The following is a 20,171-nucleotide window of genomic DNA, read 5'->3' as shown; positions in this document are numbered from 1 at the left end:
TACCATGAAAAAAGTTTTTCTATTTCTATTTATCACTTCCATTTCATTTGCGCAAATTGACCGAGTTGAACCGCCATTTTGGTGGAGTGACATGAATTTATCTGAGTTGCAGATTATGTTTTATGGAAAAAACATTGCTCAAAATACAATTTCGGTTTCTAATGGAATAATCATCAAGGAAGTTCAAAAAACAGAAAATCCAAATTATGTTTTTGTTACGATCGATACCAAGAATTGTGCTGCTCAAGATTTTGTATTTACGTTCAAAAACAAAAACAAGTCGTTTACCCAAAACTATTCGCTTAAAGCAAGAAGAGAAAATTCACGCTTACGCAAAAGTTATGATAGTTCAGATATGATTTACTTAATCATGTCAGATCGTTTTGCAAACGGGAATCCCAATAACGATAGTACGCAAGAAACCATTGAAAAAGCAAATAGAACCAATAAAGATGGACGCCATGGCGGGGATATCCAGGGGATAATCAATCATTTGGATTACATCAAAGAGCTTGGTGCAACTGCAGTATGGCCAACACCACTTTGCGAAGACAATGATGAACGTGGTTCGTATCACACTTACGGGCAATCGGATGTGTATAAAATAGATTCTCGTTTTGGAACCAACGAAGACTATGTACTTTTGAGTTCGGAATTACACAAACGAGGCATGAAAAATATCATGGATTATGTTACAAATCATTGGGGTTACAAACATTGGATGATGAATGATTTGCCAACTTACGATTGGATTCATCAGTTTCCAGGTTATGCTCAAACCAATTATAGAATGGCAACTCAAATGGATACAAATGCCGCTAAAATTGATAAAGACCGATGTGTTGATGGCTGGTTTGTAAAATCAATGCCCGACTTGAATCAATCGAATCCTTTGGTGCTGAAATATTTAACTCAAAATGCGATTTGGTGGATTGAATATGCTGATTTGGATGGATTTAGAGTTGACACCTATTCCTACAATGATAAAGAGGCTATTGCCAAATGGACAAAATCCATTACGGATGAATACCCAAATTTTAATATTGCTGGAGAAGTTTGGTATTACAGCCAAGCACAAATTGCCTATTGGCAAAAAGACAGTAAAATTGCTGCGATACAAAGTTACAATTCCAATTTGCCAAGTGTAATGGATTTTACCCTTCAAGAAACAATAAATGCAGGTGTTTTCAATGAAGACAAACAAGATTGGCGAAATGGAATGGTTAAGATTTATGAGAATTTCAATAGCGATTTTCTATATCCAAATGTCAATAACATGTTTGTTTTTGCAGAAAATCATGATACTAATCGCTTGAATGAAGTGTATAAAAGTGATTTCAACAAATACAAATTGGCGATGACACTAATAGCTACAATTCGTGGAATTCCGCAAATTTATTATGGCTCAGAAATTGGAATGGCCGGAAGTAAATCTGTTGGAGACGGAGATATTCGTAGGGATTTTCCGGGGGGATGGAATGGTGATGCCAACAATGCTTTTTCGAAATCGGGGAGAAATACAACACAAGAACAGTATTTCGATTTCACTTCAAAATTATATAATTGGCGTAAAAACAAATCAGTAATACATTCTGGAAAAATGAAACATTACGTTCCAGAAAACAATGTATATGTGTATTTTAGATACAACGATTCTGAAACGATAATGATAGTTATTAATAACAATACTGAAAAACAAACTTTAAAATTAGATCGATTTAAAGAAAATATTAAAACACATTTGTCTGCAACAGAGGCTTTATCAAACAAACAAATTAATCTTAAAGAAGATTTGGTAATTGAAGGAAAATCGGCCTTGATATTGGAATTAAAATAAACATTCTAAATGAAAAAAATACTTTGCTTTTTATTAATAACTGCTATTTCATTTGCGCAAAATGCATCTAGAAGTTACCTTTCCCATACTTGGAAAAAAAATATTTTGGAAGTAAAAACCAATGATGGTGCTTATTTGATAAAGTACTTATCAGATAAAATCGTAGAAACTTCTTTTATTCCTAAAGGAGAAGCTTTCAATCCAAATTCGGAGGCTGTAATTAAATCGCAAGAAAAAAACAAAGTAAAATTTTCAGATGGAATAGGAGCATTAATGCTCTATTCAAAAGACATTACAATTCTAATTGATAAAGCTCCTTTTAAAATTTCCTATTTAAAAAACGGTGCTATTATTTTATCTGAAAAAAATGGTTATGCCAAAAACGAAAATAATGAAACAATAGAATTCAACATTTCTCCTGAAGAAAAATTATATGGAGGCGGTTCAAGAGCATTTGAAACAATGAACCGACGCGGCAATAAATTGCAATTATATAACCGTGCAAGTTACGGGTATCAAACCCATGCCGATTTAATGAATTTTTGTATTCCAGTGGTTTTATCTTCAAAAATGTATGCGGTTCATTTTGATAATGCAGCCATTGGATACTTGGATTTAGACAGTAAAAAAGACAACACTTTAGTCTATGAAACTACTTCGGGCAGAAAAACCTATCAGGTACTAATTGGAGATACTTGGGATGATTTAACGTCTAATTATACTTCCCTTACCGGAAAACAGCCGTTACCTCCAAGATGGGCGTTCGGTAATTTTTCAAGTCGATTTGGATACCATTCGCAAGAAGAAGTTGAACGAACCATTCAAAAATTTGAAGAAAGTAAAATTCCCGTTGATGCCATTATTTTGGATTTATATTGGTTTGGAAAAGACATTAAAGGCACTATGGGAAATCTAGATTGGGACAAAGATAATTTTCCAAATCCGGATAAAATGATAACTGATTTGTCTAAAAAAAATATCAAAACAATACTGATTACTGAGCCCTTTATTCTCACCACTTCTTCCAAATGGCAAGAAGCAGCTAGCAATAAAATTTTGGCGACCAATGCTGATGGAACTTCAGCAACTTGGGATTTTTATTTTGGAAATACCGGGATTGTAGATGTTTTCAAACCGCAAGGAAAAGAATGGTTTTGGAATGTTTATAAGCGATTAATCAATCAAGGTGTTGGCGGACTTTGGGGTGATTTGGGTGAACCCGAAGTTTTCCCGAGTTCTGCAATCACTGCCGGCGGAAAAGCAGATGAAATTCATAACGTTTACGGACACAATTGGGCAAAATTAATTGCTGAAGGATATCAAAAAGACTTTCCTAACCAGCGCCCATTCATATTAATGCGTGCCGGATATTCGGGAAGCCAGCGTTTTGGTATGATTCCGTGGAGTGGCGATGTGAGCAGAAGCTGGGGTGGCTTGCAAAGTCAAGTTGGTATTTCTGTACAAATGGGAATGCAAGGGATGGCCTATATGCATTCTGATTTGGGTGGATTTGCAGGTGATTATTTTGATAACGAATTGTATTTACGTTGGTTGCAATATGGCGTTTTCAACCCAATATTTCGTCCCCATGCGCAAGAAGATGTAGCTTCTGAAGTTGCTTATAAAGATATAGTAACCAAAGAAAAAGCTAAAAAACAAGTGGAATTACGCTATCAATTACTGCCATACAATTACACTTTAGCATTTGAAAACAATCAAAAAGGGTTGCCGCTAATGCGCCCATTTTATATGGAAAACAATTCTTCTGATATTAAATCAGATCAATATTATTGGGGAGCTGATTTTTTAGTTAAACCCATAACAAGTGCCAACATTAAAGAAATCGAATTGCAATTTCCAAACACAGTTTTCAATTGGTTTGATTTTTATTCAGATAAAAAATATGCTAGCAATACAACAAGTAAAATTGAGGTAGCTGAAGACCATATTCCTGTTTTTGTGGCTGGAGGAAGTTTCATCCCAAGAATTAAAACCATTACCAATACAAGCGAGTATTCATTGGATAATTTTGATTTGCATTATTATTTTGATGAAAAAGCAACTGCCTCTTCTGGGAGTGTTTACAATGATGATGGTGTGACTCCAAATGCATTTGAAAAAGGAAATTACGAACTTTTAAAATTTAGCAGTAGCCATTCTAAAGGAATTTTGAAAATTAATTTCAAAGCTGAAATTGGGAAAAACTTTGCATCGAAGGGAAAACTTGTAAATCTAATCTTGCATACTATTCAACCTAAAAAAGTATTCCTAAACGGAAAAGAAAGTGCTTTTAAAACCACTACCAATCAAACTGAAATTTCCATTTCTTGGGAAAAAGGAACGAAACCAGAAATAAAAATAGAATACTAAATCATGATAAAAAAAACAATTGCTTTACTAGTTATTACATTATTCTTTTGCGGAAACTCCAATGCCCAAAAAAAGAAAAACACTTCTGTAAAAGCATCATTTATATGGGAAAATGCAAATGTGTATTTTCTATTAACCGATCGTTTTAACAATGGAGATACCACTAACGACCACACTTTTAACAGAACTAAAGAAACCGGAAAACTTCGTGGTTTTGAAGGTGGGGATATTCGTGGGGTTATTCAAAAATTAGACGAAGGTTATTTTGATAAATTAGGAACCACGGTAATTTGGATGACTCCAATTGTAGAGCAAATTCATGATGGTGTAGACGAAGGAACTGGATATTCTTATGGTTTTCACGGTTATTGGACACGCGATTGGAGTGCTATAGATCCAAGTTATGGAACCAAAAGTGACCTGGCCGAATTAGTTCAAAAAGCACATGCTAAAGGCATTCGAATTATGCTGGATGCAGTTATAAATCATACGGGACCCGTTACTCCAGAAGACTCTGCTTATCCAAGTGACTGGGTACGAACTTCACCAAAATGCACCTACCAATCGTATGATACCTACATCAATTGCACACTTGTAGAGAATCTTCCGGATGTAAAAACTGAAAGTAATGATAATGTGGAATTGCCTCCTTTCTTAATTGAAAAATGGAAAAAAGAAGAGCGTTATGAAAAAGAAATTGCCGAATTGGATGCCTTTTTCAAGAAAACGGGCTACCCAAGAGCTCCAAAATATTACATTATGAAATGGCTTTCCGATTACATTAGAAACTACGGAATAGATGGCTACCGAGTAGATACTGCTAAGCATACCAAAGAAGATGTTTGGGCAGATTTTAAAAAAGTATGTGATAGGGCTTTCGCCGAATTTAAAGCAAATAATCCAAATAAGGTTTTGGATGCCAACCCATTTTTTATGGTAGGGGAAGTTTATGGCTATAACATTAGCGGAAAAAAAATATATGATTTTGGTGATAAAAAAGTGAACTATTTTGAAAATGGATTTACTGGCTTAATCAATTTTGGGTTTCCATATGATGCAAAAATGAGCTACGAAGAATTGTTTTCAAAATATGCATCGTTATTAAATTCCGATTTAAAAGGAAATACCGTGATGAACTATATTTCTTCTCATGATGACGGAAATCCATTTGATAAAAAACGTGAAAAAACTTTGGAGAGCGCAACAAAATTACTTTTAGCTCCCGGTATTTCACAAACTTATTATGGTGATGAAAGTGGTCGTTCCTTAATTATAGAAGGCACTCAAGGGGATGCCACGCTTCGTTCTTTTATGAATTGGGAAGAAATAAAAACAAATTCATTAACCCAAGAAAATGTTTTGCATTGGCAAAAACTAAGCAACTTTAGAAAAAACCACCCTGCAATTGGCGCCGGAATACATACTAAAATCTCGAATGTACCTTATGTATTTAGCCGAGTTTATGCAGAAGATAAAGTGGTGATTGGTTTGGATTTGATCGTTGGTAAAAAAACCATATCGGTTGGTAAACTATTTAAAAATGGCACCAAAGTTAAAGATACTTATTCTGGAAAAACTTCGATTGTTACTGATAGAAAAGTAAAATTTGATACTCCATTTACTATTCTCTTAGTAGAAAAAATGTAATATTCCATGCTAAAAATTGGTCATCGTGGTGCAAAAGGGCATGTTGCCGAAAATACGGTAGCTTCCTTTGCAAAAGCAATAGAATTAGGTGTTGATTTAATTGAATTGGATGTGCACTTGAGTAAAGATGGCGAAGTAATTGTCATTCATGACGAAACGGTTGATCGAACTACAAACAAAACCGGTTTGGTTTCTAATTTTACTGCTTCCGAATTAAATCAAATGGGAATTCCAACTTTACGTGAGGTCCTAGAATTAGTTGATAAAAAATGTGGCGTCAATATTGAAATCAAAGACCCTTTGGCTACCCAAAAAGTAGTTGAAATCATTGAAGAATTTGAAACTCATTTCAATTGGGTTTACCAACAATTTCAGGTTTCAAGCTTTATTTGGGAAACCTTAGAAACTATTTCAAAATTAAATTCGGCGATTTTACTAGGGGTGTTAACCGAAGATTCTGTTGCAAGTGCTATGGCCTTCGCCAAAAAAATAAAAGTTCATTCGATTAATCCGTATTTCAAATTACTGAATCAAGAAAATTGTAATTCAATGCAAAACAGTGGATATAAAATTTACACCTGGACCGTAAATTCTGCAGAAGACCTTATATTTGTCAAAACATTGCCTATAGACGGCATAATTTCAGATTTTCCAGATCGAATATGATTTCTAAATACGACATAGTAATTGTGGGTGGAGGTGCTGCGGGGTTTTTCACTGCAATTAATATTGTAGAAAAAAATCCGAGTTATAAAGTTGCTATTTTAGAACGTGGAAAAGAAGTGTTGACCAAAGTTAGAGTCTCTGGTGGTGGCAGATGCAATGTTACTCATGCCTGTTTTGTTCCGAATGATTTAGTGAAATTTTATCCGCGTGGCGAAAAAGAACTCCGCGGTCCGTTTCATCAATTTTGCTCAGGAGACACCATTGAATGGTTTGAAAAACATGGAGTAGAATTAAAAATTGAAGAGGACGGCAGAATGTTTCCTGTATCCAATTCCTCCCAAACCATAATTGATTGCTTCATCCAAACGGCCAAAAAATTAGGAATTGATGTACTTACCGGTCAGAGTGTTCAATCAATATTTAAAGGAAATGATTACTGGAAAATTGAAACAAATGTAGCCAACTATTCTTGTGAAAAAATAGTTTTGGCTACCGGAAGTAATCCGAAAATATGGGACTTGCTTTCTGAAATTGGACATACTATCATTCCTCCTGTACCTTCCCTATTCACTTTCAATATTAAAGACAAACGAATTAAAGAATTAATGGGCGTTTCTGCTGTGGCCTCCGTAAAGGTCAAAAACTCCAAACTAGAAGCTTCCGGACCTTTATTAATTACCCATTGGGGAATGAGCGGCCCAGGAATATTACGTTTATCGGCTTGGGGAGCACTAGAATTAGCGGATAAAAAATACCAATTTGCTATAGAAGTAAATTGGTTGAACGAAATTACACTTGAAGAAGCAGAAGAAAAACTAAAAGAGCTCAAATTAGAACATTCAAAGAAAGCAGTCTCTAAAAAATCACCCTTTGAGTTTCCTAACCGACTTTGGGAAAGTTTGGTTTTTGCCTCCGAAATTTCAGAAGAAACCAAATGGGCTGATTTGACAAAAAAACAACTTCAAAATTTAGCACTTCAATTAACTAAAGGCGAATTTCAAGTAAACGGGAAAAGTACATTTAAAGAAGAGTTTGTTACCGCAGGAGGTATTGATTTAAAAGAAATCAACTTCAAAACTATGGAAAGTAAAATCCATGAAAATTTATTTTTTGCAGGTGAAATAATAAACGTTGATGCCATTACAGGTGGATTCAATTTTCAGAATGCTTGGACAGGCGGATTTATTGTGGCTGAGGCGATTAAATAATAAATAAACTTGTTTATTCTGTAATTGTATTTATATTTGAATAATAAATAACAATTATTTTATGAAAAAAACTACCCTGATTCTCCTATTATTATTGAGCTCAATTACTATTCAGGCTCAATTAATCGTAAATAGTAATAACACTCCTGCTGAGTTAGTTCAGAATGTATTGTTAGGTAATAATGTTTACATCAGTAATGTAAAATTTAATGGATCTCTTATTAATGGGACCATGCTTAAAGACCAGGCAACTTCTTTTTCTAATGGAGCGACAACGAACATTGGACTTAATCAAGGTTTACTATTAAGTACTGGAAAAGGTCAAGTCGCTATTGGACCAAATAATTCAGGAAGTGCGACTCAAGCATCTAGTATCATTAACCCTGGAGATAGTGATTTAGCTTTAATAACCAATGGAACAATATATAACACTGCATCTCTTGAATTTGATTTTGTTGCTCAGGGAGATAATATCAGTTTTAATTTTGTTTTTGGATCTGAAGAATATCTTGAGTTTGTTAATAGTTCATTTAACGATGTTTTTGGATTTTTTATAAGTGGCCCTGGTATTTCTGGCCCATTTCAGGGAAATGCAATGAACATTGCTTTAATTCCAAATACAACTATTCCGATTTCAATTGACACGGTTAATTCAAATGTAAACTCTGCTTTTTATGTAAATAATGGAACTGGAACTACACCTTTATTAAATACCACGATTCAGTTTGACGGGTTTACTACTGTTTTACCTGCAAATGCAGCTATTCAATGTGGTGAAACGTATCACATAAAATTGGCCATAGCCAATGTTGGAGACAATGCATTTGATTCGGCGGTTTTTCTTCAATCAGGTAGTTTTTCTTCTACTCTAGCAACTGAAACTAAATTAGTAGCATTTATTGATACTAATAATAATGGCATTAAAGATTCAGATGAAATTAATTTTCCTAACGGAACTTTTTTGGTTGAAAAAAATAATTCGGGGATAGTTAATTCAATCACAGTTCCTAGTGGAAGCTATTCAATATATGACTCTACTGGAACCAGCAGTTATAATTTTAATTATGAAATTAATTCAGAATTTGCAACTTATTTATCGTTAACGCCAACTAACTACACTAATATAGTAATTCCAATTAATAGTGTTAATCAAACTTATTATTTTCCAATTCAAGTTACACAATCATTTGATGATGTAAGTATAAACATTGTTCCATTAACTAGCCCGAGAGCAGGTTTTGATTACATCAATAGAATTGTTTATAAAAACAATAGCTTGGCGACTACTTCAGGAGTTGTTAGTTATACAAATGACCCATTAGTAACTACAGCTACAGTTAGTCAAACTGGCACAACAGCAACTGCATCAGGATTTACTTATAATTATGATAATCTTACTCCGTTTGAAACAAGATCAATTGATGTAAGCATGAGTGTACCAGCAATACCAGCAATCAACATTGATGATTTACTAACGAATACAGCCACAATAAGCGGACCTTTGGCAGATGTAAATATTATAAACAATAATTCTTCAAATACTCAAGCAGTTGTTGCTGCTTATGATCCAAATAGGGTAATTGAATCACATGGAGCTAAAATAGTGTTTAATGAATTTGGCCCAGATGATTATTTATTTTACACAATAAAATTTGAAAATGTTGGAAACGAAAATGCTCTAAATATTAAAATTCAAGATGTATTAGATTCAAAAATTGATGAAAATTCAATTAGAATGATAAATGCAAGTCATGAGTATATATTAGAGAGAAATGGTTCAAATTTAAAATGGAGCTTTAATGATATACTTCTTCCTCCATCTGTAGAGAACACAGAAATTGGAAAAGGTTATGCAACTTTTAAAGTTAAACTAAAACCAGGATTTGCAATTGGTGATATTATCCCAAACGCAGCTTCAATCTATTTTGATAATAACCCAGCAATAATCACCAATACTTTTAATACAGAATTTATTGCTGCTTTAGCAAATGATGATTTTAATACCTCGAATTTAAATCTATATCCAAATCCATCAAATTCTATAGTACAAGTTAATTTACAAAATACAACCGATACTATTCAAGATATTACAATTTACGATGTATTAGGAAAATCAATAAAAACAGTAGATTCGAACGATTCTAATTCTTATACATTAGATGTTTCTAATTTCTCAAAAGGTATTTACTTCATTGAAATAACTACCGACAATGGTAAATTACAAAAGAAGTTAGTAGTTAACTAAATAAAAAAGCCCCTAGAATTTCTAGGGCTTTTTTTATCGGTTCAACCACCAAATACTGGCATTTAACACTGTTGCAAAACTTACCCAAGCTAAATAAGGAATAAACAATAAACCTGCCGTTTTATCAATTTTCTTGAATTGAATGTGAGTTTCAAAAATAAGTAGCCAAAAAAGAATTACTTCAATTAAGGCTAAAAAAGAATTGTGAAAATAAAAGAAAATGACCGACCAAGCGGCATTTAAAGCCAATTGAATAATAAAAAAAGTAAAGGCTTTCTTTACATTTTCGGGATCTTGCTCCAATCTATTCCACACCATACCTCCTGCAACACCCATCATAATATAAAGGATCGTCCATACTGGTGCAAAAACCCAATTTGGTGGATTGAAAGAGGGCTTTACCAAAGTAGGGTACCAAGTAGTAATACTATCTCGAGTAACCATCCCAGAAAAATATCCAACCAACAAACAGGTTGTTAAAACCACCGCTATTCGAATTATCTTTTGCATTTTGTTTATTTATTATACAAATATAGTAAACAAAATGGTTTCGTTTTTGTAAAATAAGTATCTTTGTAAAAATATATTATCTATGTTATCCGAAACGGATTTTATTGCCAACTCAATTTCTTCAGATATTTACCAAGGAATCTTCACTTGGAGTGCTCCTAGCAATATTGCACTTGTAAAATACTGGGGAAAAAAACAAGATCAAATTCCGGCTAATCCTTCTATAAGTTTTACGTTAAATAATTGTAAGACCATCACTAAATTAGGATTCTCAAAGAGGCACTTTGACAAACTCAGTGAGAACAATAGTACTTTTTCTTTTGACTTACTTTTTGAAGGAAAGCCCAAAGAAGAATTCAAACCAAAAATTCAAAAGTTTTTTGAGCGCATAGAAAAATATTGTCCGTATTTGAAAAATTATCATTTTACAATTGATACCCAAAATACTTTTCCGCACAGTTCTGGAATTGCTTCTTCTGCATCAGGTATGGCAGCTTTAGCCATGAACATCATGAGTTTGGAAAAAGAATTAAATCCAGAAATGAGTGCTGATTTCTTTTATAAGAAAGCATCATTTTTAGCTCGTCTTGGTTCTGGAAGTGCTTGTAGAAGTATTAAAGGAGCGGTTGTAGCATGGGGAGAACATCAAGAAATTAAAGAAAGTTCCAATTTATTTGGGGTTGCCTTTTCACCAGAACTGCATTCGGTTTTTCATAATTATCAAGACACCATTTTATTAGTAGATAAAGGAGAAAAACAAGTGTCAAGTACTGTTGGACATGATTTAATGCACAATCATCCGTTTGCTGAACAACGATTTTTACAAGCTCCGCAAAATTTATCCAAATTAAAATTGGTTTTAGAAAATGGAAATCTAGATGAATTTATTAAAATTGTTGAAAGTGAGGCATTAACATTACACGCCATGATGATGACCTCAATGCCCTATTTTATTTTAATGAAACCAAACACATTGGAGATCTTAAACAAAATTTGGAAGTATCGTAATGAAACGAAAATTCCGGTTTGTTTCACTTTGGATGCCGGTGCCAATGTACATGTATTATACCCTGAACAATATAAAAATGAGACTTTGCAATTTATTAAAGACGAATTAGTTGGCTATTGTCAAAATGGTCAGTATATTTGTGATGAAATTGGTTTTGGAAGTCAATTAATACTTGAAAATTAAGAAATGAAAGGACCCTTATTTTACTCCAAAATATTACTCTTTGGAGAATACGGAATTATCAAAGATTCAAAAGGATTATCTATCCCTTACAATTTCTACAATGGAGCTTTAAAAGTGACCGAAAACCCTTCGGCGGAAGCCCAAAAATCTAATGAAAGTTTACAGAAATTTGCTGCTTATCTTGAGCAATTACAGCAACAAAAACCAACTTTAGTAAATTTCAATATCGAATTATTAAATGCCGATTTAACTAGAGGAATGTTCTTTGATTCGAGCATCCCACAAGGTTATGGCGTTGGAAGTAGTGGTGCTTTAGTTGCTGCTATTTACGATAAATATTCGCAAGATAAAATTACTGTTTTAGAAAATCTTACTCGTGAGAAATTAATTCAGTTAAAAAATATTTTTGCCGAAATGGAGTCCTTTTTTCATGGAAAAAGTTCTGGTTTAGATCCATTAAACAGCTATTTAAGCATTCCTATTTTAATCAATTCAAAAGATAATATTGAGGCAACTGGGATTCCTTCTCAAAGTACAGAAGGTAAAGGCGCAGTTTTTTTAATTGATTCTGGAATTGTTGGCGAAACCGCTCCTATGGTAAATATATTTATGGAAAACCTTAAAGATCAAGGTTTCCGTACCATGTTGAAAAATCAATTTGTCAAATACACCGATTTGTGTGTAGAGAATTTTCTTGGAGGAGACAAAAAATCGTTGTTTTCTAATACAAAAAAATTGTCGACAGTTGTTTTGAATAACTTTACACCGATGATTCCTGAAGAATTTCACGGAGTGTGGCAAAGAGGTATTGAAACTAACGATTACTACTTAAAACTTTGCGGATCGGGTGGCGGAGGCTATATTCTTGGTTTTACAGAGGATTTAGAAAAAGCTAAAAAATCTTTAAAAGAATATACTCTCGAAGTAGTTTATCAATTTTAATCCAACTGATGTTAAGCCGGAAAACTAAACATACTATTAAGAAAATATTGAGTATGTTTTCTGTGGTTCGGGGCTATAATATTCCGATTATTGTGCTGGCGCAATACCTTTCGGCCATTTTTATTTTGGCTCCAGAAAAAAGAGCTTTGACTGTACTGCTCGATTTTAATCTTTTCATTATCGTTATTGCTTCCTGTTTAACTATTGCTTCGGGATATATTATCAATAATTTTTATGATAGTAAAAAAGACTTAATTAACCGACCTAATAAATCAAAAATTGATCGTTTGGTGAGTCAACGAACCAAGCTTCAAGTATATTTTACGGTTAACTTTATTGTTGCTTTATTGGCTTTATTGGTTTCGTTTAGGGCAGTACTGTATTTTTCTGTTTATATTTTTCTGATTTGGTTTTATTCACATAAATTAAAAAAGTATCCAATTATTGGTAATCTAACTGCCTCATTATTAGCTATCTTACCCTTTTTTGCAATTCTATTATATTACAAGAATTTATATCCCCAAATTTTTGCTCATGCAACATTTTTGTTTTTGCTGATATTAATTCGAGAAATAATTAAAGACTTAGAAAATATTAAAGGTGATGTTGCGAATGACTATCAAACGATTCCAGTGAAATATGGCGAACTATTTGCTAAAAAAATCATTTCATTACTTACTGTGCTTACGATAATTCCGGTTTACCTGCTAGTAGACAAATACGATGTAGGTTATATGGATATCTATTTTTATGTAAGTTTGATAGTGTTACTGTTTTTCTTATTTTTCTTATGGAATTCAAATTCAAAAATACAATACCTACAACTTCATGTAATTTTGAAATTTATTATTGTTTCAGGCGTTTTTAGTATTGTATTAATAGATCCCGAAGTTCTTATTAACGGAAGAGCATTTCTGAAAATTTAAGCTAAATTCGGTTACTTATTCTTCTGTTTTATACCAACTTGAATACATCACATAATTATTTGAAATACGTTGGATTTCTCCTGAAAATTCTGAAGCGTCAATATCCTTTACTTTCTTTGCTGGAATTCCTGCATAAATTGTCCCCGACTCTACAATTGTATTTTGAGTAACTACCGATCCAGCGGCAACAATAGCATTGCTTTGAATAATACAATTATCCATTACAATTGCTCCCATACCAATTAACACATTGTCTTCTATAGTACAACCATGAACTATCGCATTATGACCAATTGATACATTATTACCAATATTTGTGGGATGTTTTTGATAAGTGGCATGCACAATTGCTCCATCCTGAATATTTACTTTGTTTCCAATTTTAATATAATGAACATCACCTCGAATCACTGCATTGAACCATACACTGCATTCTGAGCCAAACTCGACTTCTCCTATAATAGTAGCATTTTCAGCTATATAACAATCTGTAGGGATTTTTGGAGACTTACCTTGAATAGATTTAATTATCATATTTTACATAGAAAAAATAATCCCGATAGAAATATCGGGATTGAATTGTATTTTATATTAATTAACAGCAGGACAATTACAGTGGTATTTTTCTGGTTTGCAGAAAAGATTGATTCCTAAAGTAAACTGATGGAATCCACCATTATCAAATTTAATATTTCCTAATAAAGATGAGTAGGTATAAGAGAACATATAATTTTTATAATTCACCCCTAATATTGGAGTTATGTATTGCATTTTTTGCGTTGCAATTGCATTACCTTCAATATATTGAGCCCCATCTAAACTTCTTCTGTAAGATAGAACAGCCCATAATTTTCCAAAATCCATTTGTTTATATGCCTTAAGGTTAAAATCAAGGATAGATTCTTTAGTTTGAAATACATGCTGAAACATCATCGATGGTTCAAACATTAATCCTTCTGAATCTCCAAATGTATAACCCATATTATAAACCAATCTTTTTAAATCAACAGGTTCTTTATCTGTGTAAAGTTTTCTTTGAGATGCAAGTGCATTTTTTACGGTTAAATGTGCATAAAAATCTAAAAAGTTATAAGAGGCTCCAATATCTGCATTAAAATAAGAAGCTTTCTGTATTTGTCCAAAAACAATTGGATCATAAGAAGGATCATTAAGATAAAAAGTGCTTTCATCCAATTGGCTTTGTGCAAAACCTACATTAATACCAAAAGACAATTGGTTTAAATCAATGTCATCCCTTGAAAACATTAAATGATGCGCATATGCAACTCTAAAACCTTTTTGAGAATGGTATCCGTTTCTATCATTAATTAAAATAACACCCAAACCATCTTTATCAGACACACTACCGTTAAAACTTACTGTTTGTAATGCTGGAGCATCTTGTTGACCTGACCATTGCTGTCTTCCTGTTAATCTTAATTTAGCGCAATTTGCTGCTCCCGCCATTGAAGGATGTAGCAAAAAATAATTATCAGATAAATAATCCGAATAAACCGGTAATATTTCTTGCGAAAATGCCTGTTCGGTTACTAATGCAATTATTACTATAATTAATTGTTTAATCTTCATTGTAATACTATCTTTTTAATGTAAAATGCGCTTTAAATTGTTTGTAAGCTGCAGCTTCGGTGTAATCTACAGTAAACCAATAATCGGTTGATGGCATTAATATTCCGTTGTAGGTTCCATCCCACCCTTGTCCTTGCGGACTGATTTGTTTGATCAATTTTCCGTAGCGGTCAAATATATAAATTTTTGCCGTAAAATCATTTTCTAATCCATGAATATTCCAATTATCATGGATACCATCTCCGTTTGGAGTAAAATAATGTGGGTAATCGATAGTGGCAATTTGACTTATCACCAATGGATCACAACTGTAGGCTATTCCTGCGGTGGTATCCCACACAGTAACATAGTGCTCTCCTAATCCTACATTCTCAAACACATTACTGTCTTGACGTGGTCCATCATCCAAGCTGTATTGGTAGTTTCCATATCCTGTTATGTTTACCGTTATGGTTTGGTTGGCTGAAAAAGCATTGGTTATTGTATACCCCTGACTTCCCGATGGTAGTGGCACTGCTTGCCCTGATTGCAACACGGTAAACGGTGCTGATCCATCTGTACAGCCTTGCGGACTTGTGCTGGTCATACTCACAGTGAAATTCGTGCTGGTATTATCTGCAAATGGACTGCTCACAGTGTAGGTTGCTCCTGTTGCTCCCGGTATAGCAACTCCTGCTGCATCATACCACTGGTAGGTGTAGGTTGGAATCGTATTTAAATACGGGGTCGTATTGGTTGCAGTTAGCACTAAATCTCGAACTACTTGGTGGGTGTTGTAATCCACACAAATAACGTTGGTTATAGCCTCAATTTTTGGCTGTGGTTTTTGCTCTACTATAATGTTAAATGTAGCGATACGCTCACATCCCGTTACTTTGTTTTTTACCACTACCCATACCGTATGTGTGTAGGCTTGGTAGTTTGTAAGATTTGTAATAGCCGTTGGTAACAATGGTGGTGTTGCCTGTGGGTTGTATTGGGTGTCATAGAACATCACATCATAATCGGCTAGAGTTTGTGTTGCACCTAATATACCTGGTATCAACACATCTAGTGGATATAAGTAGTACCCATCGTTATCGTTTGCTTCATCATCACATGTAGCATAATCCGGTGGGATGTTAAGAATTGGTTTTGGGTTGACCATAATGGTAAACTGCGACACAGGGCTCTTACATCCGGTAACGGTATTGGTAGCTACCACATAAATAATTTGGGTATTACCTGTTGTATTGGTGTTGGTAAACGTACTTGGTATAGGCTGAGTAAGCGCTGCATCTAAATAGAAGGACAAAGTATAATTGGTTAATGGCAAAGCATTGCCATTTAATAAAATACTGGCTTGACTGTTTAAATGGAATACGGTATGCCCATCGGTATCATCATCACACTCTTGGTACACTACTCCTGGTACAATTAATGGAAGTGGGTTTACTTTTATTGGTTGCTCTACCAGTACATAACAATGTTGTGGTGGACTTTGGGTATCGATATTATACATACTCTCCACACGAATCCATACATTTTGATTCACGTTAGCCGCTGTTGGAGTAAGTAGCTCTGAGGTATTGTTTACCGCATCAGTATAACTTGGGAAGTAATGTAAGGTTACATTCACATCGCCGTTCATGATGTAGTTTGCATTGACCGTTAAATCAAAGATCTCATAGCCATCATTCGGGTTTACATCATCACATTTTACCAACGGCAAACTCGTTAAATCGGTTCTTGGTGTTGGTATTGGTAACACTTGTATGGTAAGTGTTCTATAGCTCTTACATCCTGTTGCAGTGTTTGTAGCTACTATAAATACCGTTTGAGCTGCATTGGTGCTATTTTGATAAGCCGATGGATTGCTGATAAGTTGGGTGTGGTTGGCATCCAAGTAAAATTCTAAGGTATGTCCTGGTACAGCCCCTACAAATCCTAGCATGTCAAAAATAGCATATTGATCATTGGCAGGTGAGGTAGGCTGAGCATAATCACACAAACTATATAAAGTTGGGGTTGTTAAAACTATTGGAGTATTCACCTGCAATTGGAACGAACCTACAGAGAAGCAATGTGTGGTTTTGTTCTCTACCCTAACCCATATCGTGGTGGTACCACAAGCTGTATATGAGGTAGTATTAAAGATAGACAATCCAGCCGGAGTAACGCTTGCTGAGGCTTGGGTGGTGTAATAACTTACCGTATAATTAGTAGCAGGTGTTACTTGTGCTGCTAAGATTATTGGAGTTTGTGTCTCTAAATTAAACGTGGTGCATCCATCCTGAGTATTACTATCTGTATCACAGTTGGCAATAGCGGTAAGATTTGGTGGCATGATTGGTGCAGGGTCTACATTTAACTCGATTTGCATAATGCTAAAGCAATGGGTTATCGGATTCTCTGCTCTAACCCATAAAAATTGTGAGAATGCATTAATCATACAATACCAACTCGCATTTACTGCATTTAGATTGTTGGTTGCATCTGCTGCTGTTAAATGATACGAAATGGTATACACTCCCGGACTTTGGAATAAGATATTGGGAGTAAGATTGGTGGTTAAATCAACACATGACAATCCCGATTGATCGGTTCCGCATACCGTATAAGGTCCTGTTGGTGGTATCGGTTGTGGTTTTGGATTCACTACCAAGTCCATCGTAGAGATTACATAACATCCCGTGATGGAATTAGTGATTCGGATTCCTAATGTTTGTGCGCAAGGAATAGCATTGTCATAAGCCGATGGATTAGCGATAACATTGGTATTACTGATGGCCTCTGCCAATGATGGATAGAACAACACTTGCATACCTAATTGTCCTTGTAAAATAGAAGGTATCTTAGTTGTTAAATCAAAGGTCTCGATACATACCGGAGCCACCGTCTCGCAAAGTTCATATTGTGGAAAGAAGTTTGGAGAAGGAAGTTGTGGCAACGAATCTACTACCAAAGACATTGTTAAAATACTATAACAGCCTGTAGCATTGTTTTGAACTCGTATCCAAATTGTGGTGCTTGACGATACAAAAGCACTGGCTGGATTAATAACTGGTGCTCCCGCTTGGGCATTAGCCAATGAGGTATAATACGTAACGGTGTAATTAGCCGCTGGTAATGTAGTACCTAATACCTGTGGGGTAACTACTCCAGATAAATTAAACACCTGTATACCATCGGTATTGTCATCACAAATATGATAAGCACTCGGAAGAGTAGCCGAAGGTTTTGGATTTACCATCAATTGGAATAACGTGGTAGAGGCGCATGTTGGGGCTGCCGGATTGAATATTCTTGGATAAATCGTTTGTGGATTGGTAATATTACAATACGGAGTGTTTTTTGGTATTGGATTGGCTCCCGTTTGAGCGTCTGTTGGGGTTAAGTGATATGTAATTACAATTCCTGCTTGGGTAGAGATCTCTGTGTCTTTGGTGTTTAAAACAAAAGCACACGATACACCATCGTTATTATCATCACATAATTCATACAAGGTTGGAACGCTATAAGAAGGTGCTGTAATAAAAGTTGCTGTACCCGAGGCGCTTGCTCCTACACAACCCGTTACAGTATTGGTGGCAACCACACTATAAACACCAGGAGTTGTAGTGGTAAATGAAGGTACATTACCCGGATTACTAGCTCCAGATGGAACCGTCCATACATAACTGTAATTGGCAGCTGTAGCTGCTGTAGCAAATACTGTAGCCGGATTACCCTGACATACCGTTGGACTGTTTACTGTCATTAATGGCAACGGATTAACAACCAATTTAAACGAACCTACCGAAGTACATCCGGTTACCGTGTTTTTAATGTTAAACCAAATGGTTTGTACATTGGCAACCACATTGGTGTATAAATTTGGTAATGCATTTGTTTGTGCAATAGCATTTGGCTGATCAAAATAATACGTAACCACCATAGAAGGTTGACCGTTTATAATCTCTGCATCTTTAGTTGGCAAATTAAATTCTTCTTTCCCATCTGGTGAATTGTTATTGTCACACAATTGGTAATCACTAACCGATAAATTTACTTGTGGTTTTGGATTTACTATCAACTGAAAAGAGGTAGTAGAAACACATGCTGGTGCCGCAGGGTTGTATACTCTTGGATATATCGTTTGTGGATTTGCAATATTACAATAAGGGCCATTTGGTATTGGATTACTACCTGTTAGTGCATCCGATGGAGTTAAGTGGTATGTTATAGTTAATCCTGGAGCGGCAGTTATCTCAATATCTTTTGTATGCAAATTAAAGGCACAAACTGATCCATCTACATTGTCATCACATGCCTCATAGTTGGTTGGAGCGCTAATGGTTGGAGCAGTTAATATTGTAACATCTATAGCAGCTCTAGGACCTTCACAACCTAATATCGTTTGCGATACATAATACGTAGTGGTACCTACTGCTGCGGCTGCGGTACTTGGTGTTGGTGAAGTGGCTGAGCCCGTACCTCCTGTTGCTGCTGTATACCATAATAATCCGGTTCCAGTTGCTATAAGTGGTGTTACAGTGGCTCCTTGACAATAAGTCACCGGTGTAGTAACTGTTGGAAGAGCCGGTGTAGCATTTACTGTAACTACAATAGTCTCTCTCGGACCTTCACAGTTTAATATTGTTTGTGATACATAATAATTTGTTGTACCTGCAGTGGCAGTACTTGGTGTTGGTACTGCTGCAGATCCAGTACCTCCTGTTGCAGTGGTATACCACAATAAACCAGTTCCAGTAGCAATTAATGCTGATGGTGTATCATTCTGACAATACGTAACTGGTGTGGTAACTGTAGGAAGCGCAGGTGTAGCATTTACATCAACTACAATTGGAGCTCTTGGACCTTCACAACCCGATACCGTTTGTGATACATAATAGGTTGCTGTACCAGCAGTTGAAGTGCTTGGTACGATTACCGTTGAAGATCCAGTACCTCCTGTTGGAGCAGCATACCATAATAAACCAGTTCCAATAGCACTTAATCCAGTAGCAGTGGCTCCCTGACAATAAGTTACAGGCGTAGTTACTGTTGGGAGAGCGGG

At 35.0% G+C, this 20,171-nt stretch carries 13 protein-coding genes; 9 read left to right on the top strand and 4 right to left on the bottom strand.

Translation table 11 applies throughout. The features are described from left to right. Window positions 1-4 precede the first annotated feature (4 nt). The 6 genes from ACKOWY_RS02370 (at window position 5) to ACKOWY_RS02345 (ending at window position 9,973) form a co-directional block, all read left to right on the top strand. Window positions 5-1,837 (top strand): glycoside hydrolase family 13 protein, encoded by a 1,833-nt coding sequence (locus tag ACKOWY_RS02370; protein ID WP_408939839.1) that lies wholly within the window; start codon window positions 5-7, stop codon window positions 1,835-1,837. Between the two features lie 9 nt (window positions 1,838-1,846). After that, on the top strand, window positions 1,847-4,207 hold the full coding sequence (locus ACKOWY_RS02365; protein ID WP_408939838.1) for a TIM-barrel domain-containing protein: 2,361 nt from the start codon (window positions 1,847-1,849) through the stop codon (window positions 4,205-4,207). Window positions 4,208-4,210: 3 nt separating this feature from the next. Beyond that, window positions 4,211-5,854 carry an alpha-amylase family glycosyl hydrolase gene (locus ACKOWY_RS02360; RefSeq protein ID WP_408939837.1) on the top strand — a complete coding sequence of 548 codons (1,644 nt, stop codon included), beginning with the start codon at window positions 4,211-4,213 and terminating at the stop codon, window positions 5,852-5,854. Between the two features lie 6 nt (window positions 5,855-5,860). Next, complete coding sequence (locus ACKOWY_RS02355; protein ID WP_408939836.1) at window positions 5,861-6,520, top strand: glycerophosphodiester phosphodiesterase; 660 nt, start codon at window positions 5,861-5,863, stop codon at window positions 6,518-6,520. Further along, window positions 6,517-7,728, top strand: a complete 1,212-nt coding sequence (locus tag ACKOWY_RS02350) for an NAD(P)/FAD-dependent oxidoreductase (protein ID WP_408939835.1) — start codon at window positions 6,517-6,519, stop codon at window positions 7,726-7,728. The genes ACKOWY_RS02355 and ACKOWY_RS02350 overlap by 4 nt, the downstream gene beginning before the upstream one ends. 61 nt (window positions 7,729-7,789) lie before the next feature. Continuing rightward, window positions 7,790-9,973, top strand: a complete 2,184-nt coding sequence (locus tag ACKOWY_RS02345; RefSeq protein WP_408939834.1) for a choice-of-anchor L domain-containing protein — start codon at window positions 7,790-7,792, stop codon at window positions 9,971-9,973. A 33-nt stretch (window positions 9,974-10,006) separates the two neighbouring features. On the opposite strand, the gene ACKOWY_RS02340 is transcribed toward ACKOWY_RS02345, so the two are convergent. Then, window positions 10,007-10,483: a TspO/MBR family protein gene (locus ACKOWY_RS02340; RefSeq protein ID WP_408939833.1), complete on the bottom strand. Its 477-nt coding sequence runs from the start codon at window positions 10,481-10,483 to the stop codon at window positions 10,007-10,009. Between the two features lie 82 nt (window positions 10,484-10,565). On the opposite strand from ACKOWY_RS02340, the gene ACKOWY_RS02335 reads away from it, so the two are divergent. From ACKOWY_RS02335 to ACKOWY_RS02325, 3 genes are read left to right on the top strand one after another with little or no spacing between them, the layout of a single operon-like run. Continuing rightward, window positions 10,566-11,675: a diphosphomevalonate/mevalonate 3,5-bisphosphate decarboxylase family protein gene (locus ACKOWY_RS02335; protein WP_408939832.1), complete on the top strand. Its 1,110-nt coding sequence runs from the start codon at window positions 10,566-10,568 to the stop codon at window positions 11,673-11,675. 3 nt (window positions 11,676-11,678) lie between these two features. Further along, complete coding sequence (locus ACKOWY_RS02330) at window positions 11,679-12,617, top strand: mevalonate kinase (protein WP_408939831.1); 939 nt, start codon at window positions 11,679-11,681, stop codon at window positions 12,615-12,617. A gap of 8 nt (window positions 12,618-12,625) precedes the next feature. Then, window positions 12,626-13,543 carry a geranylgeranylglycerol-phosphate geranylgeranyltransferase gene (locus ACKOWY_RS02325; protein ID WP_408939830.1) on the top strand — a complete coding sequence of 306 codons (918 nt, stop codon included), beginning with the start codon at window positions 12,626-12,628 and terminating at the stop codon, window positions 13,541-13,543. A 15-nt stretch (window positions 13,544-13,558) separates the two neighbouring features. On the opposite strand, the gene ACKOWY_RS02320 is transcribed toward ACKOWY_RS02325, so the two are convergent. The 3 genes from ACKOWY_RS02320 to ACKOWY_RS02310 form a co-directional block, all read right to left on the bottom strand. After that, a complete protein-coding gene (locus ACKOWY_RS02320) occupies window positions 13,559-14,077 on the bottom strand; it encodes a gamma carbonic anhydrase family protein (RefSeq protein WP_408939829.1) in 519 nt (172 codons plus the stop codon). Between the two features lie 57 nt (window positions 14,078-14,134). Next, on the bottom strand, window positions 14,135-15,133 hold the full coding sequence (locus tag ACKOWY_RS02315) for a type IX secretion system membrane protein PorP/SprF (RefSeq protein WP_408939828.1): 999 nt from the start codon (window positions 15,131-15,133) through the stop codon (window positions 14,135-14,137). Window positions 15,134-15,140: 7 nt separating this feature from the next. After that, window positions 15,141-20,171 (bottom strand): T9SS type B sorting domain-containing protein (locus tag ACKOWY_RS02310; RefSeq protein WP_408939827.1); only part of this gene is annotated, 5,031 nt, incomplete at its 5' end.

The sequence above is a fragment of the Flavobacterium sp. genome (assembly GCF_046073885.1).
GTDB lineage: Bacteria > Bacteroidota > Bacteroidia > Flavobacteriales > Flavobacteriaceae > Flavobacterium.
Note: the sequence above shows the minus strand (reverse complement) of the source record. Positions and strands in the feature narration are given on the sequence as shown.